Below are 24,872 nucleotides of genomic sequence, written 5' to 3'. Positions count from 1 at the left end.
CGGCGACAGGCCCGATGCGGAGTCCACGACGCGGAGTTCACGACGCGACCACTGTCATGTCACGAACGTGTCTTGAAGACGATCAAGAGGCAACTCGGGCAACCGCACCGGCCGTCTGGGAAGACAGAAAGCAACACGGGCGAACGGTCGCCCAGCCCGTGACACCCCCACGCAGAGGACAGAGACCAGCATGCGCACTCGGAAGATCTCGGTACTGACCATGACCGCGGTAGCCCTCGGCCTGGCGCTGACAGCGTGTGGAAGCGACGGTGGCGGCAGCGCGTCCTCTGCCGTGAGCAGCTCGTCGGCGTCGGCCGCGGGCACCTCGCAGTCCGACTCCGTGGAGGGCAAGTCGGCCGGTACGCCCGCCGAGTCCGACACGAAGTGCACGGACCGGATCAACTATGCGGGCGACTCCCGGTCGAACGCCGAGATCAACTCGATCGGCGAGGACACGGGCACCTGTCCGCCGGTGCAGAAGTCGGGTGAGGCGTCGGGTACGCCGAAGGACCCGGACACGAAGTGCACCGACCGGATCAACTACGCGGGCGACTCCCGGTCGAACGCCGAGATCAACTCCATCGGTGAGGACACGGGCACGTGCCCGCCGGTGCAGAAGTCGGGTGAGGCGTCGGGTACGCCGAAGGACCCGGACACGAAGTGCACGGACCAGATCAACTACGCGGGCGACTCCCGGTCGAACGCCGAGATCAACTCGATCGGTGAGGACACGGGCACGTGCCCGCCGGTGGAGAAGTGAGTCGCTGAGCGCCCCTGTCCTCATCCCTCCCCCGTGGCAGGCGGAACAGCGCCGGATCGCCCTCGCAGCAACCCGAGGCCGGTCCGGCGCTTACGCGCGCTCTACGGCCGAATCTCTAGTGTGCGTCGGACCAGCGAAAAGGCCCTCCGGGGTGGAGGGCCTCACAGTGGTGCGCGCTGTGCGCCCCCGGCAGGACTCGAACCTGCGGCCAAGCGCTTAGAAGAGAGTGCTTCACTTTCCGCAGTTCAGGGCTCTGACCTGCTAAGTAGTGGCGGAAGCCGGTTCTCCGGCCCGCTCCGTCTCCGTGTATTCACCGGAAGACATCGTTCCGCCCGTCCGTCGCTGGTTTGGGCGCCACGGGAAACAGGCAGCCTCGGAGGCAGCATGACCCTTGCCCGTTACGCTGGTACGCACCACTTCAGAACGGAGAGTGCTCCCCGCATGGGACCGAAGACAGCGAAGGTCTACGAGACGCTTCGAGCGCGACTTGCTGCGGGTGACTACGCCCCTGGCGGCAAGCTGCCTTCGGAGCGCGCCCTTGTCGAGGAACTGGGCATCGGGAGGACCGCGCTGCGTCAGGTCCTGGCGCGGTTGGTAGGCGAGGGCGCACTTGAGGTGCGCGACCGCAGTTCCTACCGCGTGCCGGGTGACGACAGCGTCACCGTCAAGACTCCCGAGGGACTCGATGCTTGGCGCATTCACGGCGAGCGGAGCGTCTATGACAACCGCTGGGTCAAGCTGGAACTTTGGGACGTAGAGCCGCCTGGCGTGGAGCGTTTCGAGCATCACGTGGTGAAGCTCCACCACGTCGCTATCACGGCAGTGGTCGACGACCGGGACCGTGTGCTGATGCTGTGGCGGTACCGCTTCGTGCCCGGCCAGTGGGGGTGGGAACTGCCTGGCGGGATCGTCGACGAGGGAGAAGAGGCCGACGCCGCCGCACTCCGGGAGGTAGTCGAAGAGACCGGGTGGCGCGCGAAGTCGCTGGAGCACGTCGTCACCTATCAGCCCATGGTTGGGATGGTCGACTCGCCCCACGAAATCTTCGTGGGCCATGGAGCCGAGCAGGTGGGACCGCCCACCGATGTTGAAGAGGCGGGGCTCGTCGAGTGGGTGCCCCTCGCTGACATTCCAGGCCTGATGGCTCGCGGTCAGCTCCTGGGATCGGGCACTCTCGTTGCCCTACTCCACATCCTGGCCACACGTGGAAAGCGCGGGGCTACAGCCGAGCGCTGAGCTGCTCGATACGGCGCCGATACCGCACGGACCCCGTGCGGTTGGCGAGCAGCCGTGCCTGCCGCAGGTGCGAGTTGGCTTCGTCGTACTCGCCCCGGGCAAGGTGTGCTTGAGCGAGGTCGCTGTAGAGACCAGCCTGTGCGCGAATGAAGGTCGAATCCATGACTTCCAAAGCGCCGTAGAGGCTGGTCAGTGCCTCATCGTCGCCGAGCAAGGCGAGCACGTTGCCGCGCCATCGGGTGAGATGAGAGGCATTGAGGAAGATGCTCAGCATGTCCGGGTCGCGGTCCTCCGGAGTCGCCGGAATGATCGCCTCGGCTGCCTCAAGCCCTCGTCGGCAGTCGTCGGGCATACCTGCGTGGGCGCAGAGCTCCGCTTCGGTGGCGTGCAGCCATGCCCGGAGTCGAGGGGAACCAGCCTCAGCCAGGGTGCGTTGCGCATCGCGGACCAGCTCGACCCCGAGGGCTGGCCTGCCAGCCGCGCACAGCACGTACGCCTGCTCAGCCATCGCGTGGGCCAGGTACATCGGTGCTTCCGCATCGCGAGCTGCCCGTTTGGCGAGTTCGTAGTGTCGCCAGGCGCGTTCGATAGCTCCCGAGTCGATGGCCTGCCAAGCTGCCAGAGTCGAGGCGCCGGCCAAGGCGAGCGCTACTGGGCGCCGTGCGGTGGGAAGCACGGCGAAGTTCAGAGTGTCTTCCAGTGCCGCAAGGTGCCCCTGCATTTGGTCAACGAGACCCGCTGAACCCATTTGCCGGTCCATGGTGCGCAGCAACTCGGTCTGGTCGTTGAATGTCTTAACCACGGACTCGCTCACGCTGCCGGCCGCATCGATCCGGTTCAGAAGTTCGTCGTATCCGTCCGCTGCGGCGGGCGGGCTCACGGTCTGTGGCGGGCTGCTCCTCAGCTCCGTGTCGGTGATGCCGAGGAGCCGTCGGAGGATGGTTGCGTAGCGGTCTGAGATGGCTCGCTTGCCGTTCTCCCACTCGGAAACGTAGACGCGCAGACTCCCCGTGGACGCGACGTCGGTGACGTGCCTCCGCGCGTACTGCTCGATTTCCCGAATCAGTCGTTCCTGAGACCAGCCTCGCGCCGTTCGCGCAGTTCGTAGTCCTGTGCTCACAGGTCACCACCCGGCGGTCAGTCGTTTCGCGGACTGTCCCAGCATGCCTCACGTCGCCGCAGGTCAACAGCCCTTAACAGGTTTGTTGTTAAGGGCTGTTGGCTACCGAAGGCGTGCTCATTGCCGGTCTCCTAGAGGTGCACCAAGACAAGCGAACGTCACGCGTATCGGTGGCACCGCTTGACTCTGGTGCGCACCAGAGTCAAGCTATTGGTGCGCACCAGATGGGGCGGGGCTTCCCGCTCCTCTGGTGCGCACCGAGAGGCCTTCTTTGGGCTGCTCGGTAGCTGAGGGCGGGGACGCTGCAATCCCGCTAAAGGCCAGAGGACAGGGCTTCGGCCCGACTGGCGAGGTGGCCCGGTGACCGCGAGCAACGGCCGGAGTGTGGGGACGAGATCCCCCTTGCAGTGCTCCATGCCATTCAGCCGACTGAGAGGAACCCAATGATCAGGCGATGTACCAGGGCGTTGCCCGCGCTGGACCGGCGCAGGTGACCACGCCCTTTGTGTCGGTGGCCGCCTAGCGCGGGCCGCCAGCACGAACCGTGATTCCCGCGGCTATCGCGGGACCGGTTGCCTCCCCTGCCCGTCCAGTCCGTTTCACACGGGCTGTACGGGCGGGGCTGAGGGGAGCCGGATGGTCCGGAACCGTGAGCGGCACCCCGGGGGCAACCGGGATGCCGCGATACAGGCACCTGAGTTGGAGGCACCTGTGATTACCAGTCTGACAGACGCCGAGCGGGCCGAGCTGGCGAGGAAGAACGCGCAGCAGAACAAGCAGTCCGGCGACAACGCGCGGATGCAGGGGCGCCGTTGATAGCGGGCGCCTACCTGTGGGTGACCGCCCGCTGATCGATCCGCCCCGATGGTCGCAAGGCCGGGTTCGACTCCCGGCCGGGGCGCTCCACCCGCACGGTGCCTGCCGTGCGGGTCGTTGCTTGAGGGAGAGACATGAGCACCGAGACGTTCGAGACCATCCGCTACACCGCTGACGTCGTCGTCACCACGACCGACGGGTACGTCCTGCTGATCGAGCGCGGCTGGGACCCGCACGCCGGCCAGTGGGCGCTGCCCGGTGGGCACGTCGACCCCGGCGAGACCAGCCGCGCCGCGGCTGCCCGCGAGCTGGCCGAAGAGGCCGGTGTGTACGCGGCGCCGGAGGAACTGTCCCAGGTCGGGACCTGGGACGCCCCCGGCCGTGACCCGCGCGGCCGGTACGTCACTGTCGCCTACCAGCTCACCGTCATCTCCGGCACGCCCGCCGAAGCCGGTGACGACGCGGTCAACGTCCGCTGGTGGCCGCTCGCCGACCTTCCGCCGCTGGCGTTCGACCACGCCGACATCATCGCCGCCGCCACGGCGGCGACCGTCTGACCTACCTCGCTTCGCCCCGGTCCCGCCGCCTGCCGGCGGGGTCGTGACGGCGCCGGATCGAATCCGGCCCGGGGCACTCGCCGCCTGCTCTGGCGGCCGGGCCCACCACCGCGTGGTGGCCCTCCCTGAACGGCGCGCGGCCCCGGTGCTGGAACACCGGGGCCGCTGTTTTGGGCCGTCCACCGACTAAGGAGAAAACGACCCATGAAGAACATCGTTGCTGGTCGCGAGCCTGTTACCGCGACCGAGTTCATTGAGCTGGCTCTGGGGATCGACTTGGAGCTGTTCACCGGTTCGGCCACGGAGTCCGCGATGGAGCGGGCGGCGCGGCTGGACGTCGCCCACGAGGTTCTGGCGGACCTGAGGGAGAGCGAGCCGGAGACCGCGGCCTATGCCGCGTCCCTGCTGCGGACGCTGCCCCTGAAGCCGCAGGCGAACGGCCGGCGCCCGCGCCGCAGCGTTCGCCGCCCGGCCACGGTGGGCGCGGTCGCCGGTTCGGCGGTGGCCGCATGAAGGAGTACACCGCGCAGTTGTCCAACCGGGGCGGCCGGTGGCGCCTGTACGTCGAGCTGGTGGACGTCCAGGGGGCCCCGTGGCCGGAGCATGACTTCGGCCCCGCGCCGATCGTGCCGACGATGGCCGAGCGTTCACGGGCCCTGACCGCGCTCGGGTTCGTGTTCACCGATGACGCCGAGTGGGCGTGGACGGAGCACAGCGAGATCCACGGCGACGACACGTCGCCGGTGCTGCTGCTGGCCTCGGTCCGGGTGCGTTCACGGGACGGGGGCACGCCGTGAACAGTGTTCAGATCCGTTCAGCGGAGAGGGCACTGTCGGTGGGCACGTGGCTGATCGTGGGCGGGGCGATGCTCTTCTCCATCCTCACGGTGACCCCGCTCATGGAGCGGCACACACCGGACGGGTGGAAGTGGACGGCGCCGATTCTGCCGTTGGTGGTGGACGCCGCGGTCGTCATCGTGGTCCGGCTCGATGCCGTCCTGGCCCGCCTGGGTGGGCACGGTGGCCGGTGGCCGATCGCGCTGCGGTGGATGACCGGTGGCATGACCCTCGCGTTGAACGTGGCCGACTCCGCGTTGAAGACGGAGCTGGTCGGGGTGGCTGTGCACGCAGTTGCCCCGCTCCTGCTCATCGTCACCGCAGAGACCGGGCTCGCCTACCGGCAGGCCATCACTGCCGCGCTGACCGCTCAGGAAGCCCGGCAGAGGGCCGAGCAGGCCGAGCGCGAGCGGGCAGCCGCTCAGCGCCTTGAGGCGGCCGATCGGCGGAAGCGTGAGGAGCGCGAGCACGCCGCCCAGTTGGCCCGTGAGCAGCGTGAGCACGAAGCGCTGCTGGCCCGTGAACAGACGGCGCGGGAGGAGGCGGCGCGGCGTGAGGAGCGCGAGCGGGCAGAGGTTCGGGAGCGTGCTGAGCGGGAGCTTCGTGAACGCCGTGAACGCGAGCGTGAACAGCAGCAGGTAGAGCGTGAACGCCTTGAACGAGAGGCCGCTCAGCGCCGTGCTGCGGAGCGTCGTGAGCGCGAGGAGCGTGAACGCCGTGAACAGGCTGAGCGGCAGGAGCGGGCCGAGCGTGAACGCGCCGCGGTCCTGGCGGCCGGCCCGCCCAAGGAGAAGCTGCTTGAACCCCAAGCCCTGGAGACCGTGCAGGCGGCCTTCGCTGCTGGGCTCCCGGTGCGGGCCGCGGCCGAGCTGACTGGCTGGTCGGTCGGCTGGATCTCCAGCCGCTACCAGGATCTGCGCGACCACTCGTCAACCCGGGCGCTTGAAGGCGCGAGCCAGTGAGCGCGTTGCCGGTCTACCGGTGGCGCCTGGCACCCGACGGCTACGCCACCCGCCGCCAGCTCCGCGCCCTCGGGCTTCGGCCCGGCGGGCAGGACGTGGCCGCGCAGCTCGAACGGCCCCGCCGACGGCGGGGCCCGCTGGTCGCCTACCTCTACCGCATCGACCGGGCCAAGCCCGTACGGCCCATGACGCCCGCCCGCATGGCCGCTCTCGAAGCGGCCATGCGGGCCCGCCGGACCTGCCCCACCTGCCGCCGCGATGCCGGCTACTGCATCCCGCGCTCCCTCGGCACGTGCGTGCCCTGCGCCGACTCGGGCGCCTGACTCGGCCGCAGCCCTTCTACCAGCCCCGGCGAAGCCGTGATGGTGCCCGATCGAATCGGGCCCGGGGCGCTCTCCGCCGTCTACCGCACCGACCAGCAGGAGACAGTGATGGATCAGCTCCACATCCCCGTGGTTCAGGCCCCTGCGGGCTGGCCCACCATTCCTTCGACGCCTGTGTCCGGGGCCGTGCAGCTGCACAACGAGCAGTCCGGGCCGGTCGTCTACGTCCCGGGGCCGGGCGGGCAGATGGTCCCGGTGCTGCGCGAGTACCTTCCCACCGCCCCGGCCCTCTGCCAGCCGCGGGACCTGACCCCGGCCCCGCTCATCGACGCCCGCGCTCAGCGCCTGGCCGCGGGCGGGCTGCTGGCCGGCGGGATCGGGTTCGGGGGCGGGCAGCTCCTGGTCGGCGCGGGGCAGGTCGTGTCCGCGCTGACCGGGCTCGGCTCCGTCGCGATGTGGATCGCGGTCGCGGTCGTCGCCTCCCGCGTCGCCCCCGCGGCGCTCGGCACCGCCAGGACCAGCGCGGTCCACCACCACACCACCAACATCACCGCCAGCAGCCGCTGGTGGGGGCGCACGAGCACGCACGTGAGCTGACAACCCCCTGCCGCTCCCGGTACCGCTACGGGCCCGGGGGCGGCAGAGGACTGGGCAGCAGTCCGGCCACCGCATCACTCGACCAGTGAGGACATAGCAATGGCTCAGCAGCAGTCCAACGGGTTCTTCAACGCCGTCCCCGGCCAGCAGCACGGCGGCCCGGGCGCCCAGGAGCCGTCCTTCCCGCGTAATCAGCAGGCGAAGGCGGCGGGGCACGAGCAGCCGAAGGGGGCCCCGACGTACAACTTCCACTTCGGGCCCAAGGACAACGGCGGGAAGCGGCAGGGCGGCCCGGGCAACGGGTCCCGCGTCGGCCAGGGCCAGGGTGGCGGGCGCCGTGGGAACACTCACTCACCGCTGGCGGATCCGGAGTTCTTCACCAACGACGACGTCCGCAACTACTGCGAGGCCGCGCGGGCGGCGTTCATCCAGCTGTCCTTCGACATCGCGATGGCTTCCGAGGTGCTGAACGCGGTGCTGAAGGAGGTACCCGACGCGGAGGGGAAGCCGTTCGGGTCGCGGATGCGGGCCCGGCGGGTGACCCGGCGCCTGTCCAAGGTCGCCGACGAAGCGAAAAGCGCCGCGAAGAACGCCGCTGCCACCTACGCGGCGTTCCAGCGCGAGTACTCCCCCGAGATGCAGCACAACCCCCGCGCCCGCCAGCAGCCCGGCCGTCCCTTCGACTTCAACGCCTGAGGAGCCGAGCCGTGTTCGCCAGTCTCTTCGTCCTGCTCTACGTCGCTCATCTGCTCGCGGACTACCCGCTGCAGACCGACCACCAGGCCGCCCACAAGGCGAGCGGCGGGTGGGCGGGATGGTCCGCGAATGCCCATCACGCTGCCACGCACATCGTCACCTGCGGGGCGGCTCTGCTCGCTGGGGCCGCCCTGCTCGATGACGTGGACATCTCCATGCCGGTCGCGGTCGGCGCGCTGGTGTGGATCGGGGCCACGCACGCGGTCATCGACCGCCGGTGGCCCGTCCAGTGGTGGATGCACCACACCGGCCAGTCCCAGTGGGCACAGCACGGAGGCGCCGCCCACGTCGACCAGGCCGCCCATGTGGCCGCGCTCTTGGTCGCAGCCCTGGCCTTGAGCGCCTGACCAGCACAACAGCCCCGGCAACACCGCCGTGAGGGCGCCCGATCGAATCAGGCCCGGGGCACTCCCGTACCACCCGCAGCAGGCAGACCTGAGAGGACACGCACCATGGCACGCAAGACCAGCAAGCACACCGGGACCGGGGCCGCTCCGGGCGCCGAGCAGCGCCACGAGGAACAGCTGCAGGGGACCGCCGGGCGTGGGGACCTGACCGGGTACGTGCTGCACCGGGCCAAGCCGCACCTTCCCCCGTGGCTGACTGCCGGGGCCCTCGGTGTGGTGAGTCTGCCCGCGCACTGGCAGTGGGGCGGCTCGGCCGCGGCCGGTGTCGGCCTCACCCTGGCCTCGGTCGCCCTGTCCGGCGCGACCTGGTGGGCGGGCCGGTCGACCAGCAGCCAGCGGCGGCTGCACTCCGCCGTCACCGTCGCCGCCGGGTCCGCGTGGCTGACCGCCGCCGCGCTCGCCGGACCGATGTCCGGGCCGCTCGCGGACCTGTACCTGATGGGTGCCCCGACGCTGGCCCTGTCGTGGAACATCCGTATGGTGATGCGCCGCAACCCCGACGCCACCGGCAACGAGTCCGCAGACAAGGGACTGCTGGAGAAGGTCGGCCTGGCCAAGACCCTGCTCAAGGGGACGAAGGTGGAACCGAACCGGGTCACCGTCGGCTACCAGCTGCCGCCCGGCGAACTCGTCAACGACGACGTCGCCAAAGCCCTGGTCAGGCTCGCGGGGGCGCTGGACGTGGCACCGAACGCGGTACGGATGCGCCCGGACCCGGAGTCCGCCGGCCGCGGCGAACTCATCGTCGTCCCCCAGGACGTGCTGAAGGACGGCAGCCAGTGGCCCGGACCGTCCGCCCCGGGCGGGTCAATCGCCGAGCCGCTGAACGTCGGCTTCTACGAGCACGGCGACCCCTTGTTGATGTGGATGTCCGGTGACCCGGCCGTCTCCCGAAACGCGATGCACCTGCTCATCATGGGAATGACCGGGTCCGGGAAGTCGGTGTCCGCGCTGAACGCGCTCGCGGAGATCCTGACCCGCCGGGACGTCATCGTGTGGGGCTCCGACCCGGTCAAGGTCACCCAGACCTTCGGTCCGCTCATCGGCGCGATGGACTGGGCGGCCCTGGACATGGCCTCCACCGAAGCGATGGTCTCCGCCCTGGAGGCGGTCATCCCCGCCCGCACCCAGTGGCTCGCCGCCCACGGATACAACCAGTGGGTCCCCGAGGCCGCCGAACCCCGCGCCGACGGCACCCCCGGCATGCCCTACCTCGTCGCCTGGTTCGAGGAAGCCGCCAAGTCCCTGCGGGAAGGACTCGACTTCACCGGGATCGCGCAGGAAGCCCGCTCCGCCGGTGTCTCCCTGGTCGTCTCCATGCAGCGCGCCTCCGGCTACCAGATGCCCACCGACACCCGCGCCTCCCTCGGCTCCTCCTGGTGCCACGGCGTCCGCGACCACACCGACGCCGGATTCGCCCTCCCCGAGGAAGCCATCGACGCCGGCGCCCGCCCCGAAGCGTGGAAGGACAAGAAACCCGGCTACGCCTACCTCGCCGCGAACGGCATCGACCAGGACGAGTGGGCCACCCCCACCCGCTCCCACAACATCACCGTCGAAGACCTCACCACGATCGCCGCGGACTACACGGCCGTGCGCCCCACCATCGACCCCGTCACCGCCAAAGCGGCCGCCGCCGCGGCCGGGAAGCTGTTCACCGACCGGGCCGCCCGCACCGGACAGACCACCCCCACCGCCCCGCTCCCGGCCCCCGCCGGCGGAAAGGACCTCACCCCCGTGCACGAGGACGACTTCGACGGGATCGACGCGGACGACTTCGACCCCGAGGAGGAGCTGCCCTCTCCGGCCGGGACGGTGCGGCTCGCCGAGCGGCCCGCGGCGGAGCGGATCGCGGTCTCCCCCAGCGAGGCCCGGGACGTGATGGTCCGGCTGCTGGAGCAGTTCGAGCAGGACGGCATGGAGACCGTCGGCCCGAAGGAGTTCATGGCCTACTGCGACCAGTTCGGCCGCAAGCGTGGATGGGTCTCCGGAGAGATCGCCCGCATGGTCATCGAGGGACGCCTCGCGGAGACCGCGGACACCGGCCGCTACCGGATCGTGCCCCAGCTCGCGACCGTCTGACAGCCCCCTGACGGTCCTGACGCCCCTGACGGCCTGACACCACGTTTCCCTAGGTAGACGGCCATGTCAGACGCGCCTGACACCCCGGTTGACGGGTCTGACACCCCGTACCTGACACCCCTGACGGGACACCCTCGTGCCGCTCCTGGACTGGCGGGACGCCCGCCACTTCGACGCCCACCGGGACCTGCCGTGCGTGCTCTGCGGCAAACCCACTCCCATGCGCTCCCACGACCGCGAACCGGTCCACAAGGTGTGCGCCGAGGACTGGTGCGACCAACACCCCACGTCCAACCGCTTCCACAACTGACCCGAGAGCAGGAACCCGTGCCCAACCTGAAGCCCTACGCGAACCAGGTGTCCGACGCCGTTGCCCGACTGAACGGCATGCGCACCCTGCGCTGCCCGGCGCCGGACTGCACCCTGCGGATCCGTTACCGCGCCGTCACCCCGGACGAGGCCGGCCGACTGGCCGCGCTCGCCCAGGACCACACCCGCCACGGCAACCGGAAGTAGCTGTGCCGAGGGCGGCCCCCCACTCACGCCAATGAAGCGGGGCCGCCCTCGTCCAGCACCTCACACAAGAGAACTGGAGACATCCAGCATGACCCATGAAGTACGTTCCGCGCTGCTGTCCGCAGCGCTCGAAGCCGCAGCCCGCGGCTGGGCGGTGTTCCCGTTACGGCCTGGCGGCAAGCCGCCCGCCCTCCACGGCGAGACCGCCTGCCCCCGCACCGGCGACTGCGCCACCGGTCACCGCAAGTGGGAGCAGCGCGCCACCACCGACCCCGACCGCATCCACCGGGCATGGTCCGCCAGCCGGTTCAACATCGGGATCGCGACCGGCCCGTCCGGGCTGGTCGTCGTCGACCTCGACATGCCCAAGCCCAACAGCAGCACGGACACGCCTGGCGGCGTGACGACCTTTGAGGCGCTCTGCGAGCGCGCCGAGCAGGCCGTGCCCGCTACCTACCGGGTGCGGACCGCGAGCGGTGGACAGCACCTGTACTTCACCGCCCCGGACAGCATCCGGCTCGGCAACACCGCCGGGTCCCTCGCCCCCTCGATCGACACCCGGGCCTGGGGCGGGTACGTCGTGGCCCCCGGCAGCACCGTCAACGGCCGAGCGTACGAGGTGATCGACCCCGCCCCGGTGGCTCCGTTGCCTGAGTGGCTGCTGGACCTCCTCAAGCCCGTGGAGCGCCCCACCGGGCCCCTGCGGCTGTCCGTGCCGAAGCGGGGCAACCGGGCCGCTGAGACCGCGCTGGAGCGCGAGACCGCCCTCGTGGCAGGCACCGCCGAGGGCGGCCGTGAGGCGCAACTCTTCAAGAGCGCGAGGAAGGTGGCCCGCTTCGTCGGTTGGGGCGACCTCACGCGGCACGAGGTGGAAGAAGCATTTCAGAGGGCGGGCGAGGCGGCCGGACTCCCGGCGTCCCAGTGCCGCTCGACTCTGCGCAGCGTTCTGAACTGGTCCCTGCGCACCTGCCGGCCGAGGGAGACGACATGAGCCCCCGGCCGAATCCCCCTCTGAAATGCCTGCCCTCCGCCCCCACCGGCCCCGACCTCGCCGAACCGGCCCCGACCGGCACCGGCGGTGGGGCGGCGAAGGGCGTCGCCGAAGGCGTCCCCACTGCTGTCCGTCCTGACCAGCAGACGGGGGACGGCCGCTACCCCATCGCCTGGCTCACCATCTCTGCGCCCCGCGGCGCCGTGCCGACCGCCACGAGCATCTGCGAGTGCGGTCGGAACCGGTTCGCCGTAGGTCAGCGCAAGGCCCTCGCCCTGATCGAAGACCACACCCGCCATCGCGACCTCTGCCCGCTCCGCACCCACCAGGAAGGCGCCGCCGTATGAACGCGACACCACCCGCACCGCCTCTCGACGGCGCCACCGTGCTCAACGACGTGGAGACCTTCCACCGCCGGTTCAACGTCTTCCCCACCGAGGCCGCCTACGTCGCCGTCACTCTGTGGGACGCTCACGCGCACCTGGTGGAGTGCTTCGAGACCACACCCCGGATCGCGTTCCTCTCCCCGGAGCCGGGGTCGGGGAAGTCCCGGGCGCTGGAGATCGTGGAACTCCTTACCCCGCGGCCGGTCAGCACGGTCTCGGCATCCGCGAATGCCCTGTACCGGCTGGTCGACTCTGCTGCTGGGCTGCCCACGGTGCTCTTCGACGAGGTGGACACCATCTTCGGCCCGAAGGCCGGTGCGGACGAGGCGCTGCGGGGCTTCCTGAACGCTGGGTATCGGCGCATCGGCGGTGCCCTGCGGTGCGTGGGGGAGGGCTCCAACCAGAACGCGCAGGTCTTCGGCTCATACTGCGCGGTCGCCATGGCCGGGCTCGGTTCCCTGCCCGACACAGTGCTGACCCGCTCCGTCATCGTCCGCATGCGCAAGCGCGCCCCGAACGAGCGGGTGGAGCCCTACCGGCAGCGCATCCACGAGAAGCAGGGACACGAACTCCGTGACCAGCTCGCGGCGTGGGCCGACACCGTCCGCGACCAGGTCGCCGACGCCTGGCCCGAGATGCCCGACGGGGTCACCGACCGTCCGGCCGACGTATGGGAGCCCCTCCTCGCCGTCGCCGACGCCGCCGGGGGCGACTGGCCCGCACGGGCCCGCACCGCATGCCTGGAACTGATCAGCGCCGCCCACGACAACGACGAAGCCTCCCTCGGAGTCCGGCTGCTGACCGACCTCCGCGACCGAGTGTTCTGCGGCGCAGACCGCGTCCCCACCGCCGTCGTCCTGGAAGGCCTGCTGGCCATGGATGACGCCCCCTGGGGAGATCTGGACGACAAGCCGATCAACTCCCGCACCCTGGCCCGGCTGCTCGCCCAATACGTCACCCCGGCGAACAAGCCCATCAAGCCGCGGGGCATCCGTACTCCGTCCGGCTTCCCCAAGGGCTACTACGCGGAAGACCTCACGGACGCCTGGACGCGGTACTGCCCTCCCTCCCCTGAGGAATCCGCCACGTCCGCCACATCCGCCACACCGCAGGTCAGCGGGGGTGAATCTGTGGCGGATAGCGCCACAGCCATCCGCCACACGTCTGCGGAAACCGCCACACCGCTCTTCCCGGTCGCGGGCTGAACCCCAGCGCCACCAGGTGCCGCCACATCACGGGTGTGGCGGCACCTATCCGCCACAGAATCGCTATCCGCCACAAACGCAGGGCTCTGACCTGCGATGTGGCGGCGTGGCGGACGTGGCGGATCCACCAGGACAAGAGGCACGGCCGAGGAGGCACGCCCAATGCCCAGCAAGACCGGATCTTCCAAGATGCTCACCCTCCCCGAAGTCTGCGAAGAGCTGCACGTCTCGCGGTCCACGTTCTACGACTGGCGCCAGAAGGGCCGCGCCCCCCGCTGCATCAAGCTTCCGAACGGCGACCTGCGCGTACGTCGGAGCGACTTGGACAACTGGCTCGACGACCACGAGGACGCTGCTTGATGGAGACGACGTACAACGTCAAGGTCTGGAAGACCGCGACGTACAAGGGTTCGCGAGGCACCACGTACACCGTGCGGTGGACCCTCGACGGCAACGAGCAGCGAGCCCCATTCGCGACACGAGCGCTCGCGGACGCCTTCCGCTCCGAGCTGGTCAGCGCGACCCGGCGCGGCGAGGCGTTCAGCCTGAGCACCGGGCGCCCCGTCTCGCACCAGTCGGGCGCGACGGCTGTGAACTGGTACGACTTCGCGGTCCAGTTCGCGGACGTCCAGTGGAACCGTACGGCTGGCAACAGTCGGAAGAACACGGCCAAGGCGCTGACGGCGACCACCATCGCGCTGCTGCGAACGCCGCCGGCAGGCTTCAAGCCGATCGACGTCCGGACGGCACTTCGTGAGTTCGCCTTCAATACCAAGCGGCGCGAGGAGGCGCCGCAGGAGGTTTCCGTCATCCTCAGGTGGGTGGAACGGAACACACTGTCCATGGCGGCCTGGGAGGACCCGGCCAAGGTGGACGACGTGTTGCGCGCCTTCGATGTCCTGCTGGACGGAACCCGAGCCGCGGCCAGCTCCGTCAAGCGCAATCGGCGCGTCCTCAACGTCGCCATGGAGCACGCGGTGAAGCGCAAGGTCCTGCGGACGAACCCCCTGCCGAAGGGCCGGGGGACCGCCCCGAAGACTTCGTCTGCGGTGGACAAGCGGGCGATCCTGAACACCGGCCAGGCGGCCCGGTTGCTGGGGTGGGTGCGCGGTCGCACCCGCGGTGGCCCCCGGCTGCATGCGTTCTTCGCCGTGCTCTACTACGCCGGCCCGCGTCCCGAGGAAGCGGTGGCGATGCGTGTGCGGGATGTTCAACTGCCGGAGGTAGACGCTGCGGATCAGTGGTGCGAGCTGCTGTTCCACACGGCTCAGCCGGAGGTCGGCAAGAACTGGACCGACACGGGGGCCATCCACGAGGAGCGGGGGCTGAAAGGGCGGGCCGCAGACGACACGCGTGTCGTCCCTGGGCATCCGTCGCTCACGAGGATTCTGCGCGAGCACATCAGGGCCGAAGAGCTGAAGCCGGGCGACTTGCTGTTCCAGGGTGAGGGCGGCGAGCTGCTCGCAGGCTCCGTCATCCGCCGGGCCTGGCGATCAGCCCGCGCCGCGATCTTCACTCCCGATGAGTTTGGATCCCCGTTGGGGAAGCGGGTGTATGACCTGAGGCACACCCGGTTGACGAAGTGGCTGAACGACGGCATTCCGCCGGCGCAGGTCGCGGAGTGGGCGGGGAACAGCGTGCCGGTCCTGCTGGCCATCTACGCCCGCTGTGTGTCCGGTCAGCTCTCAGAGCTCAAGAAGCGGATGGAAGCCGGGGAAGACCTCCCCGAGCTGCCCGACGCAGGCTGACGAGGAGCGCGGAGAACGTCTCCGTGGATTCTCCGTAGCCACCCGCAGAAACCCGGTGACAGCCGGACAGCGCCGGACCGTCCTCGTGGTCACATGAGGCCGGTCCGGCGCTTACGTTCCTGCTACGCATCGCTCGGTAATGTGCCCCTGACCAGCGAAAAGGCCCTCCGGGGTGGAGGGCCTCACAGTGGTGCGCGTTGTGCGCCCCCGGCAGGACTCGAACCTGCGGCCAAGCGCTTAGAAGGCGCCTGCTCTATCCACTGAGCTACGGGGGCCGGGTGTCGGCCTGGTGCCGCGGAAGGCGCTGGTTCAAGCCATCCGTGACCTTGCGGGGACAAGGATAGGGCTCAGATCGCCTCGTCCCGGTTGCTTCACCTGCGTGGCACGATGTGGAGGTTCGGTGAAGCGAACCGATAATCGCAGGTGGGTGCGATTCATGCATCGCTTTTGACGCCTCGCGCCCCGGGTGTTGTGCACTCGTTATGCCTGCGCCCCACTCGTCCCCTCTGTCCCCCAGGGTGGATCCGCCGCGCAGAGGGGCCTATACGCTTCAAAAAGGCGTCAAAATTGGGCATTCTTCACATGTGGTAACCATGGATGTACGGCCCCAGCTCATCGACGCACTTTCCGCCCTGCGCGACCGTGTCGCTGCCGTGCGTCTTCCACTTCCCCTGCCGGGAGCCCCCCGCGCCCGGCAGACGCGGACCGAACTGCTCGCCCAGCTCGACGACTACCTCGTACCCCGTCTCAAGGATCCCGAGGCACCCCTGCTCGCGGTGATCGGCGGATCCACCGGAGCCGGCAAGTCCACGCTGGTCAACTCGCTGGTGGGGTGCCGGGTCAGTGAGGCCGGTGTGCTGCGCCCGACCACGCGGACCCCCGTACTCGTCTGCCACCCGGACGACCACCACTGGTTCGCCGGGGTGCGGGTGCTGCCGCAGCTGACCCGGGTATGGCTTCCCCCGGGGCAGGTCCCGGATCCGGACGGGCTCGATCACCTCGGGGCCGAGGGGGGAGACGACACCGTGCTGCGGGTGGAGACCGCGGCGACGCTGCCTCGCGGCCTCGCGCTGCTGGACGCCCCCGACATCGACTCCCTCGTCGTCCGGAACCGGGTCCTGGCCGCCGAACTCATCTGCGCCGCCGACATCTGGGTCATGGTGACCACCGCTTCCCGTTATGCGGACGCGGTGCCGTGGCATCTGCTGCGTACCGCCAAGGAGTACGACGCCTCCCTGGTCACCGTCCTGGACCGGGTGCCGCACCAGGTGATCGCCGAGGTGTCACGGCAGTACGCCGCACTGCTCACCCGGGCCGGCCTCGGCGAGGTGCCCCGCTTCACCATCCCGGAGCTCCCCGAGTCCGCGGGCGGCGGCAGCGGACTGCTGCCCACCACCGCCGTCGCCCCTCTGCGAGCCTGGCTCACGCACCGGGCACAGGACCCGGCGGCCCGTCAGCAGGCCGTGGGACGTACGGCGTCCGGGGTCATCGACTCGCTCAACGTACGGATGCCCGAGCTGGCCGGAGCCGTCGCCGCGCAGTACGCCGCTGCCGTACGGCTGACCGGGGTCGTCGAGGAGGCGTACGGGAAGGAGCTGTCGCGCGTGCGGCGGAGGCTCCGTGACGGCGCGGTGCTCGCCGGCGGCGCCCGCACCCGGTGGCGCGGATATCCGCTCTACAGCACCGCGGGGGAGTTGCTGGACGCACTCGTGGAGAGCCTGATCGCTCTGCTCCAGTGCGCCGTGGCGGCCTCCGACGAGCAGATCCGCACGGTCTGGCAGCGGGAGCCCGCCGCCGGGAACTTCCGGTTCGAGGACGCCGGCCGGGAAGCGGGGGGATGGGGCCCCGCCGAGGACATCCAGGGCCGGATCGCCATGGCCGTACGGCGCTGGCGGCGCGTCCTGGAGGAGCTGGCCGAGGAGGAGGCGCGGCTCCTCGAACGCAATGCGGCGCCCGACGCCGAGACGGTGGCCGCGCTGCTGGCCGCCGCCCTCCTCGGCGGCCGCCGGGCCAGGGGCGCGGGGGAGCAGCTCGCCGAACGGATCGGCGCCCAGGGGGCGCTGCGCCTCCGCGACAAGGGCGGGGCGCTGCTCACCGACTGCCTGGACCGGATCATGCACGGCGAGCGCGACCGGAGGCTCGCCCCGCTGGACACACTCGACGTCGCCCCCGAGCCGCAGGCCGAACTCATCGCCGCGCTGTCCGTACTGCAGAAGGAGAGGTGGCAGCGATGACTGCCGTCACTGACCAGGACCGGGACCACGGACAGGGGCCGGAGCACGACGGCGCGGATGACGCCGGGCGGGACGACAGCAGGCGCTGGGACGACGGGCTCATCGCGCGCCGTGCCGCCGACGCCGCGCCGGAGAGCGCGGAGGCCGGGCGGACTCCCGAGGACGACGAACCGGGGCCCCAGGTCGAGGCGTACGGACTGTCCGGCAGCCCGCTGCGGCCCCGGCTGGACGCACTGCGCGAACTGGTGGGGCTGTCCCGCGCCCGCCTCGACGGGGACACCCTCGCCGAGGCGGGCCGGGTGCTCGACGAGGCGTCGGCGCGTCAGCGGCTCTCCTCCCGGCACACGGTCGTCGCCGTCGCGGGGGCGACCGGAAGCGGCAAGTCCACGCTCTTCAACGCGCTCGCGGGCGTGCAGATCTCGGACACGGGGCTGCGCCGGCCGACGACCTCCGCCCCGATCGCCTGCAGCTGGACCGACGGCGCCGCCGGGCTGCTCGACAGGCTGGCCATCCCCGGCAGGCTCCGGCGCAGGCCGGTCCAGGGCGGCACGGCCACCGACGAGGCACTGCAGGGACTCGTCCTGGTCGACCTGCCCGACCACGACTCCGCGGCGACCGGCCACCGCGAGCAGGTGGACCGGGTGCTGGCCCTGGTCGACGCGGTGATCTGGGTCGTCGACCCGGAGAAGTACGCCGACGCCGCCCTGCACGAACGCTATCTGCGGCCCCTCGCCGGGCACGCCGAGATCTCCTTCGTCGTGCTCAACCAGATCGACCGGCTGTCCGGCGAGGCCGCCGACCTGGTCCTGGACGACCTGCGCCGGCTGCTCGACGAGGACGGCATGGCGGTGGGGGAGCACGGGGAGCCGGGCGCCACCGTCATGTCCCTGTCCGCGCTCACCGGGGCCGGGGTGGGTGACCTGCGGGAGCTGCTCGGCACATTCGTCCAGGCCCGTACGGCGGCGGCGCGCAGGCTCTCCGCCGACGTGGACGCCGCCGCCGCGCGGCTCCGGCCGGTGTACGTCGCGGAGGGGCGGCCGGGGCTCGGTGAGCGGGCCCGGGAGGAATTCACCGACCGGCTCGCGGAAGCCGTCGGCGCGGCTGCGGCGGGTCAGGCGGCGGAACGCGAGTGGCGGCGGAACGCGGGACGGGCCTGCGGGACGCCGTGGCTGCGGCTGTGGCGCTGGTACGAGTCCACCCGGCAGCTGGGCGGCGGCCTGGACCTGATGGCGCAGGCGCTCGCCCCGCCGGAGGAGGAGCTCACCGCCCGGCAGCGGGTGGAGCAGGCCGTACGGAAACTGGCGGACGACGCGGTGGACGGGCTGCCCGCGCCGTGGGCACAGGCCGTGCGTGAGACGGCGGTGAACGGGGCGAAGGGGCTGCCGGAGGCGCTGGACGTACTGTCACGGAACGCCCAGGCGGGAGCCGGTGGCCGAGGGCGCGGGGGCGACGCGGACACGGGGGCCGCTCCGGTGGAGCCGGGCGGCCAGGGCGAGGGAGGGACGACTACGGCGGCGGGGCAGGGAAAGCGTGGTTCCGGGTCCGCCGGTGCCGGTGCCGGTGTCGGTGTCGGAGCCGGTGTCGGTGTCGGCGTCGGTTCCGGTTCCGGTTCCGTCCGGTCCATCGGTTCCGGTTCCGGTTCCGTGGGCAGGGCCACAGCGCCCGTCGCCGGGCGGGGCGGCCGTGCCGCCAGGCCGCCCCGCCCGGCGTGGTGGCCCGCGGCGGTACTCGCGCAGGCCTCGATGACACTGCTCCAGATCTTCGGCGGACTGTGGCTGCTCGGCCAGATCGTGGGGGTGCTCGAACCCGGCCTCCTCACCCCGGCCCTGCTCATGCTGACCGGAGTGGTCGGCGGGCCGCTCGTCGAGTGGTCGTGCGCGGCGGCGGCGCGGGGACCCGCGCGCCGGTACGGGCAGGAGGCGGAGCGGCGGCTCCGCGAGGCCGCCGCCGGATGCGGCAGGGTGAGGGTCCTCGACCCGGTGGCGGCGGAACTGGCCCGCTACCGCGAGGTGCGGGAGCGGTACGTGGCGGTGACGGAGTTGTCCACAACCGGCGGGTAATCCACAGGTCTCGGCGGAATTTCCGTTTTCCGTCCAGCATGGTGTGCAGAGACCGGACAGACGCACCGGACCGCCCGTCAACGCACCGCATCGGTGCACGGCGGACAGCGGGCCGGAAAGCGGACGTAATGCGGCAGTGATCGGGGGAACGGAAATGAACGAGACGTTGGTGACACTGGTGGGAAACGCCGCGACGGCGGTGGACTTCCGGGACACGGCCACGGGGCCCACGGCGCGATTCCGGCTGGCGGTGACGCCCCGGCGGTGGGACCGGGAGCAGCAGGCGTGGACGGACGGCCGCACCAGCTTCTACACGGTGTGGGCGCGGCGGACGCTCGCGGTGAATCTGTCCGGCTCGGTCTCGGTCGGCGAGCCGCTCGTCGTCCACGGCCGGCTGAAGGTGCGTGAGGAGGAGCGGGAGGGGGCGTGGAAGACCTCCGTGGACATCGACGCCGTGGCGGTGGGACACGACCTGACCAGGGGGACGGCGGCGTTCCGGCGCGTCGTCAGAGCCGACCCTTCCCTGACGTCGCCTACACATCGTCAGAAACCGGCCACGGAAATGGTATCGGTGTCCTGAAGAGGAGGGGGCGCGCCGAACAGAGCTATAACGATTACGAGTCGGAATGCTTATCTGACGGCATGACGGGGATTCCCGATCGCTCGGCTCCTTACGATTCCCCCGTACTCATGCGGCACTTGAGTTTGCTGGCGAGGCACCTCCCACACGCGCCTCATGCGTGAAGGTCTCGCCCGGAGGGGAATTCTGTGTTTTCTGTGTCTTCAGCATCCACTGCGTCGTCGACGGCGGCGACAGAGAGCTCCCCAGGGGGCCGGGGCAAGGGCCACGGCCGCGGGCTCGTCAGGACGGCCGCGGCGATGCTGGCCACCGGGCTGGTCGCCGCGGGAACGATCGCCGGAGCGACGGCCGCCACGGCCGCGCCCACGGACGAGACGGGTCAGCATCAGGGCGGTGCGGTCGCCGTACTGGAAGGTCTGAAGACCTACGGCACCGCCGAGCTCAACACCGGTGAGGGCAAGAAGCCCCAGGAGCTGCCCGCCGGCCTGTTCGAGATGAAGGTCGACGGCGGCGGCACCATCCAGACGTACTGCATCGACTTCCACACGCCCACCAAGGACGGCGCGAAGTACCTGGAGACCCCCTGGGACCAGTCTTCGCTCGGCGCCAACGAGGACGCCGGCAAGGTGCGCTGGATCCTGCAGCACTCCTACCCGCAGGTCAACGACTTCGCGGCGCTCGCCGAGGAGGCCGGTACCGGCCCGCTCAACGAGAAGACCGCAGCCGCCGGCACCCAGGTCGCCATCTGGCGCTTCTCGGACAAGGCCGATGTGACGGCCAAGGACGAGAACGCCGAGAAGCTCGCCGACTGGCTGGAGAAGAACGCCCAGAACGTCGCGGAGCCCAAGGCATCCGTGGGGCTGTCTCCGGCCGCGGTCTCCGGCAAGGCTGGTGAGAAGCTGGGTCCGGTCACCGTCCACACCGACGCCGGCCAGGTCTCGGTCGCACCGCCGGCCGACGTCGCCGCCAGCGGGGTCCAGGTCACCGACAAGGCGGGCAAGCCCGTCACCGAGGCCGCCGACGGCACGGACCTGTACTTCTCCGTCCCCGAGGACGCCACCGACGGCTCCTCCTCGTTCTCCGTCCAGGCCACGACCTCCGTGCCCGTGGGCCGGGTCTTCGCCGGACTGATCAAGAGCCAGACGATGATCCTCGCCGGCTCCAGCGAGTCCACCGTCTCCGCGACGGCGACCGCCACCTGGGCCGAGAAGGGCGCCGTCCCCGCGGTGACCGCCCAGAAGAACTGCGCCAAGGGCGGCGTCGACATCACCGCGAGCAACACCGGTGACGAGGCGTTCACCTTCGAGCTCGCCGGCACCGAGCACACCATCCCGGCCGGTGAGACCCGCACGGTGACCGTCCCGGTCGGCGAGGACGAGGCCTACGACTTCACGATCACCGGCCCCGACGGCTTCAGCAAGAACTTCAAGGGCGTCCTGGACTGCGAGACCGCCGGCACCCCCGCCCCGGGTGACGAGACCACGACCCAGACCGGTTCCGAGCCCACGCCCGCGCCCGCCGCGAGCACCCCGGGCACCGAGGGCGACCTCGCCGCCACCGGCGGTTCCAGCGCCACCCCCGTCATCGCGGGCGTCGCCATCGCCCTCGTCGTCCTCGGCGGCGGCGCGGTCTTCCTGCTCCGCAGGAAGAAGACGCAGACCAGCGGTGAGTGACTGAGCACAGGCGCAGCGGGAACGCGCCGGTGAAGGGCCTGGTACGGACGTCCGTACCAGGCCCTTCGTGTTGTCCGGGCCCTTCCGGAGGGGCCGCCCGGAGGGGCCCGGACCGTACCGGGGACCGGACGGGTTTCCGTCCGGGCGCGGACGTCAGGCAAGATGGGTGTATCTGCCCACACCTCTATTGCTGCCGGACGGTTTCTCTTGGCTGAGTACATCTACACCATGCGCAAGACGCGCAAGGCGCACGGCGACAAGGTGATTCTCGATGACGTCAACTTGAACTTCCTGCCCGGCGCGAAGATCGGTGTCGTGGGGCCCAACGGCGCCGGCAAGTCCACGGTGCTGAAGATCATGGCGGGCCTGGAGCAGCCGTCCAACGGTGACGCCTTCCTGTCGCCCGGCTTCAGCGTCGGCATCCTCATGCAGGAGCCGAAGCTCGACGAGAACAAGTCCGTCCTGGAGAACGTCCAGGACGGCGCCGCCGAGATCATGGGCAAGCTCAAGCGTTTCAACGAGGTCGCCGAGCTCATGGCGACCGACTACTCCGACGCGCTCATGGACGAGATGGGCAAGCTCCAGGAGGACCTGGACCACGCCAACGCCTGGGACCTGGACGCGCAGCTGGAGCAGGCCATGGACGCCCTGGGCTGCCCGCCCGGCGACTGGCCCGTCAACAACCTCTCCGGCGGCGAGAAGCGCCGTGTGGCGCTCTGCAAGCTCCTCATCGAGGCCCCGGACCTGCTCCTCCTCGACGAGCCCACCAACCACCTCGACGCCGAGTCGGTGAACTGGCTGGAGCAGCACCTCTCGAAGTACGCGGGCGCCGTGGTCGCCGTGACGCACGACCGGTACTTCCTGAACAACGTCGCCGAGTGGATCCTCGAGCTCGACCGCGGCCGCGCCCTGCCCTACGAGGGCAACTACTCCACGTACCTCGACAAGAAGGCCACCCGCCTCAAGGTCGAGGGCCGCAAGGACGAGAAGCGCGCCAAGCGGCTCAAGGAAGAGCTGGAGTGGGTCCGCTCCAACGCCAAGGGCCGGCAGACCAAGTCCAAGGCGCGTCTCGCCCGTTACGAGGAGATGGCGGCCGAGGCGGACAAGATGCGGAAGCTGGACTTCGAGGAGATCCAGATCCCGCCGGGCCCGCGGCTCGGGTCCATCGTCGTCGAGGTCGAGAACCTCTCCAAGGCCTTCGGCGACAAGGTCCTCATCGACGACCTGTCCTTCACGCTCCCGCGCAACGGCATCGTCGGCGTCATCGGTCCGAACGGCGCGGGCAAGACCACGCTGTTCAAGATGATCCAGGGCCTGGAGACGCCGGACTCCGGCGCCATCAAGGTCGGCGACACGGTCAAGATCTCGTACGTCGACCAGTCCCGCGCCAACATCGACCCGAAGAAGACCCTCTGGGCCGTCGTGTCGGACGAGCTGGACTACATCAACGTCGGCCAGGTCGAGATGCCCTCGCGGGCGTACGTCTCCGCGTTCGGCTTCAAGGGCCCGGACCAGCAGAAGCCGGCCGGTGTCCTCTCCGGTGGTGAGCGCAACCGCCTGAACCTGGCGCTGACGCTCAAGGAGGGCGGCAACCTGCTGCTCCTCGACGAGCCCACCAACGACCTCGACGTCGAGACCCTGTCCTCGCTCGAGAACGCCCTGCTGGAGTTCCCCGGAGCAGCGGTGGTCATCTCCCACGACCGCTGGTTCCTGGACCGCGTCGCCACGCACATCCTGGCGTACGAGGGCGACTCCAAGTGGTACTGGTTCGAGGGCAACTTCGAGTCGTACGAGAAGAACAAGGTCGAGCGTCTCGGCGCGGACGCGGCCCGCCCGCACCGTGCCACCTACAAGAAGCTCACGCGAGGCTGATCGACTTGGCCCGTCACATCTACAGCTGCCCGCTGCGCTGGTCGGACATGGATGCCTTCGGCCACGTGAACAACGTGGTCTTCCTCCGCTACCTGGAGGAGGCGCGCATCGACTTCATGTTCCGGCTGGCGCCGGGGGACGGCTCGCCGTCCTTCGCCGGCGGGTCCGTCGTGGCCCGGCACGAGATCGACTACGTCCGCCCGCTGGTCCACCGGCACGCCCCGGTGACCATCGAGTCCTGGGTCACGAAGATCACCGCGGCGTCGCTGACGATCGCCTACGAGGTCAAGGACCCCGAGCAGGTGTACGTACGGGCGTCGACGGTCGTCGTGCCCTACAACCTGGCCGAGGAGCGGCCCCGGCGGATCACCGCCGAGGAGAAGCTCTTCCTCCAGGAGTACCTCGACCAGGAGCCCGCCGTCGTATGACAGTGCCTGTACGGTCGCTGCGGTTCGCCGACGCGAGGGAGGCGGCGGACCTCGCCGCCTTCCTCGGCCGGCTCCTGCACTACGACCGGGCCGCCGCCGTCCGTCTCCAGGCGGGCGGCGGTGCCCTGGCCGTCTTCGGCCGGCCGCCGTCGTTCGAGGTCCTCGCGATCCGGACGGCCCGGCTGTCCGGGGACCCCGACTTCGACGTCACGGTCTCGGCCGGTGAACTCCTCGAAGCACTCGACACGGAAGCGGCCGGCGAAGCCGTCTGCCCCCTGCCCGATTCCGTCACCGGGCCGCCCTGGGCCGGGCTGCTGCCGCCGCGCGGCGGCTGGCAGGAACGACCCGGGCTGCCGGGCCCCGTCGACCTGCGCACCCGGCTCACCGACGCCGTGGCCGAGTTCCGGTCCCGCGACGCGGCGCTGCCCGAGGACCGGCGCACCCGGGCGGAACGCGACCTGATCGGCCACGACATCTGGTCCCGGACGGTCGGGGACACGGAGCTCCCGCTGCGCGCCGTCCACGCCGCCCAGTCCCTCGGCTTCCTCCGCCCGGCGCCCGACTTCCCCGTCGCCCTGTTCACGGCGGGAGCCTGGCTGCGGCTGCGCACGCCGTTCGGCTCGATCGCGCTGCGCGGCGCGGGCGGCGGCGGCCTCGGCGCGCTCGCCGTGACGGTCGGGACCGCCTGAAGCCGCGAGCCGGGGACTGCGTGAAGCCGCGAGCCAGG

At 70.5% G+C, this 24,872-nt stretch carries 26 protein-coding genes and 1 tRNA gene; 25 read left to right on the top strand and 2 right to left on the bottom strand.

Annotated features, from left to right (window positions below; translation table 11 throughout):
• Positions 1-190: 190 nt before the first annotated feature.
• Positions 191-760 carry a hypothetical protein gene (locus AB0P41_RS03020; protein WP_356708149.1) on the top strand — a complete coding sequence of 190 codons (570 nt, stop codon included), beginning with the start codon at positions 191-193 and terminating at the stop codon, positions 758-760.
• A 441-nt stretch (positions 761-1,201) separates the two neighbouring features.
• Positions 1,202-1,996: an NUDIX domain-containing protein gene (locus tag AB0P41_RS03015; protein WP_365929697.1), complete on the top strand. Its 795-nt coding sequence runs from the start codon at positions 1,202-1,204 to the stop codon at positions 1,994-1,996.
• On the opposite strand, the gene AB0P41_RS03010 is transcribed toward AB0P41_RS03015, so the two are convergent.
• On the bottom strand, positions 1,980-3,116 hold the full coding sequence (locus AB0P41_RS03010; RefSeq protein WP_365929696.1) for a helix-turn-helix transcriptional regulator: 1,137 nt from the start codon (positions 3,114-3,116) through the stop codon (positions 1,980-1,982). The two genes, AB0P41_RS03015 and AB0P41_RS03010, sit on opposite strands and share 17 nt — an antisense overlap.
• A 950-nt stretch (positions 3,117-4,066) precedes the next feature.
• Here AB0P41_RS03010 and AB0P41_RS03005 point away from each other — a divergent pair.
• The 16 genes from AB0P41_RS03005 to AB0P41_RS02930 all read left to right on the top strand — a co-directional run bounded on the left by AB0P41_RS03005 (position 4,067) and on the right by AB0P41_RS02930 (position 15,298).
• Positions 4,067-4,489, top strand: coding sequence for an NUDIX domain-containing protein (locus tag AB0P41_RS03005; RefSeq protein ID WP_365929694.1), 423 nt, complete (start codon positions 4,067-4,069; stop codon positions 4,487-4,489).
• A 204-nt stretch (positions 4,490-4,693) separates the two neighbouring features.
• The gene (locus AB0P41_RS03000) at positions 4,694-5,002 is read left to right on the top strand and encodes a hypothetical protein (RefSeq protein ID WP_365929691.1); all 309 of its coding nucleotides are present in this window, start codon (positions 4,694-4,696) and stop codon (positions 5,000-5,002) included.
• A complete protein-coding gene (locus AB0P41_RS02995; RefSeq protein ID WP_365929689.1) occupies positions 4,999-5,286 on the top strand; it encodes a DUF6303 family protein in 288 nt (95 codons plus the stop codon). The genes AB0P41_RS03000 and AB0P41_RS02995 overlap by 4 nt, the downstream gene beginning before the upstream one ends.
• The gene (locus AB0P41_RS02990) at positions 5,283-6,287 is read left to right on the top strand and encodes a DUF2637 domain-containing protein (RefSeq protein ID WP_365929687.1); all 1,005 of its coding nucleotides are present in this window, start codon (positions 5,283-5,285) and stop codon (positions 6,285-6,287) included. The genes AB0P41_RS02995 and AB0P41_RS02990 overlap by 4 nt, the downstream gene beginning before the upstream one ends.
• Positions 6,284-6,610 (top strand): RRQRL motif-containing zinc-binding protein, encoded by a 327-nt coding sequence (locus tag AB0P41_RS02985; RefSeq protein WP_365929685.1) that lies wholly within the window; start codon positions 6,284-6,286, stop codon positions 6,608-6,610. The genes AB0P41_RS02990 and AB0P41_RS02985 overlap by 4 nt, the downstream gene beginning before the upstream one ends.
• A gap of 39 nt (positions 6,611-6,649) precedes the next feature.
• On the top strand, positions 6,650-7,207 hold the full coding sequence (locus AB0P41_RS02980) for a hypothetical protein (RefSeq protein ID WP_365929683.1): 558 nt from the start codon (positions 6,650-6,652) through the stop codon (positions 7,205-7,207).
• A 99-nt stretch (positions 7,208-7,306) separates the two neighbouring features.
• Positions 7,307-7,903, top strand: coding sequence for a plasmid transfer protein TraA (traA, locus tag AB0P41_RS02975; RefSeq protein ID WP_365929681.1), 597 nt, complete (start codon positions 7,307-7,309; stop codon positions 7,901-7,903).
• A gap of 11 nt (positions 7,904-7,914) precedes the next feature.
• Entirely contained in the window at positions 7,915-8,310 is a 396-nt protein-coding gene (locus AB0P41_RS02970) for a DUF3307 domain-containing protein (protein ID WP_365929680.1), read from the top strand.
• Between the two features lie 105 nt (positions 8,311-8,415).
• Entirely contained in the window at positions 8,416-10,452 is a 2,037-nt protein-coding gene (gene traB, locus AB0P41_RS02965) for a plasmid transfer protein TraB (protein WP_365929678.1), read from the top strand.
• A 136-nt stretch (positions 10,453-10,588) separates the two neighbouring features.
• Positions 10,589-10,762, top strand: a complete 174-nt coding sequence (locus AB0P41_RS02960) for a hypothetical protein (protein WP_365929676.1) — start codon at positions 10,589-10,591, stop codon at positions 10,760-10,762.
• A 17-nt stretch (positions 10,763-10,779) separates the two neighbouring features.
• Positions 10,780-10,968, top strand: coding sequence for a hypothetical protein (locus tag AB0P41_RS02955; protein WP_365929674.1), 189 nt, complete (start codon positions 10,780-10,782; stop codon positions 10,966-10,968).
• Positions 10,969-11,056: 88 nt separating this feature from the next.
• The gene (locus AB0P41_RS02950) at positions 11,057-11,959 is read left to right on the top strand and encodes a bifunctional DNA primase/polymerase (protein ID WP_365929672.1); all 903 of its coding nucleotides are present in this window, start codon (positions 11,057-11,059) and stop codon (positions 11,957-11,959) included.
• Positions 11,956-12,306 (top strand): hypothetical protein, encoded by a 351-nt coding sequence (locus AB0P41_RS02945; RefSeq protein WP_365929670.1) that lies wholly within the window; start codon positions 11,956-11,958, stop codon positions 12,304-12,306. The genes AB0P41_RS02950 and AB0P41_RS02945 overlap by 4 nt, the downstream gene beginning before the upstream one ends.
• The gene (locus tag AB0P41_RS02940; RefSeq protein ID WP_365929668.1) at positions 12,303-13,550 is read left to right on the top strand and encodes a DUF3631 domain-containing protein; all 1,248 of its coding nucleotides are present in this window, start codon (positions 12,303-12,305) and stop codon (positions 13,548-13,550) included. The genes AB0P41_RS02945 and AB0P41_RS02940 overlap by 4 nt, the downstream gene beginning before the upstream one ends.
• A 162-nt stretch (positions 13,551-13,712) precedes the next feature.
• Positions 13,713-13,910, top strand: coding sequence for a helix-turn-helix domain-containing protein (locus tag AB0P41_RS02935; protein WP_099172630.1), 198 nt, complete (start codon positions 13,713-13,715; stop codon positions 13,908-13,910).
• Entirely contained in the window at positions 13,910-15,298 is a 1,389-nt protein-coding gene (locus AB0P41_RS02930) for a site-specific integrase (RefSeq protein ID WP_365929665.1), read from the top strand. Before AB0P41_RS02935 ends, AB0P41_RS02930 begins: the two co-directional genes overlap by 1 nt.
• A 202-nt stretch (positions 15,299-15,500) precedes the next feature.
• Here AB0P41_RS02930 and AB0P41_RS02925 read toward each other — a convergent pair.
• A tRNA-Arg gene (locus AB0P41_RS02925) sits at positions 15,501-15,573 on the bottom strand.
• Positions 15,574-15,891: 318 nt separating this feature from the next.
• Here AB0P41_RS02925 and AB0P41_RS02920 point away from each other — a divergent pair.
• The 7 genes from AB0P41_RS02920 (at position 15,892) to AB0P41_RS02890 (ending at position 24,834) form a co-directional block, all read left to right on the top strand.
• Positions 15,892-17,532, top strand: coding sequence for an ATP-binding protein (locus tag AB0P41_RS02920; RefSeq protein WP_365929663.1), 1,641 nt, complete (start codon positions 15,892-15,894; stop codon positions 17,530-17,532).
• The gene (locus AB0P41_RS02915) at positions 17,529-19,592 is read left to right on the top strand and encodes a GTPase (protein ID WP_365929662.1); all 2,064 of its coding nucleotides are present in this window, start codon (positions 17,529-17,531) and stop codon (positions 19,590-19,592) included. The genes AB0P41_RS02920 and AB0P41_RS02915 overlap by 4 nt, the downstream gene beginning before the upstream one ends.
• A gap of 154 nt (positions 19,593-19,746) precedes the next feature.
• On the top strand, positions 19,747-20,172 hold the full coding sequence (locus AB0P41_RS02910; protein ID WP_365929660.1) for a single-stranded DNA-binding protein: 426 nt from the start codon (positions 19,747-19,749) through the stop codon (positions 20,170-20,172).
• Between the two features lie 299 nt (positions 20,173-20,471).
• Positions 20,472-21,845 carry a Cys-Gln thioester bond-forming surface protein gene (locus AB0P41_RS02905; RefSeq protein ID WP_365929658.1) on the top strand — a complete coding sequence of 458 codons (1,374 nt, stop codon included), beginning with the start codon at positions 20,472-20,474 and terminating at the stop codon, positions 21,843-21,845.
• A gap of 207 nt (positions 21,846-22,052) precedes the next feature.
• Positions 22,053-23,717, top strand: a complete 1,665-nt coding sequence (ettA, locus tag AB0P41_RS02900) for an energy-dependent translational throttle protein EttA (RefSeq protein ID WP_104785750.1) — start codon at positions 22,053-22,055, stop codon at positions 23,715-23,717.
• Between the two features lie 5 nt (positions 23,718-23,722).
• Positions 23,723-24,145 (top strand): thioesterase family protein, encoded by a 423-nt coding sequence (locus AB0P41_RS02895; RefSeq protein WP_356708139.1) that lies wholly within the window; start codon positions 23,723-23,725, stop codon positions 24,143-24,145.
• Positions 24,142-24,834 carry a hypothetical protein gene (locus AB0P41_RS02890; protein WP_365929655.1) on the top strand — a complete coding sequence of 231 codons (693 nt, stop codon included), beginning with the start codon at positions 24,142-24,144 and terminating at the stop codon, positions 24,832-24,834. The genes AB0P41_RS02895 and AB0P41_RS02890 overlap by 4 nt, the downstream gene beginning before the upstream one ends.
• Positions 24,835-24,872 lie beyond the last annotated feature (38 nt).

Origin of the sequence: Streptomyces sp. NPDC079167 (assembly GCF_040686735.1) — a bacterium.
Taxonomy (GTDB): Bacteria; Actinomycetota; Actinomycetes; order Streptomycetales; family Streptomycetaceae; genus Streptomyces.
Note: the sequence above shows the minus strand (reverse complement) of the source record. Positions and strands in the feature narration are given on the sequence as shown.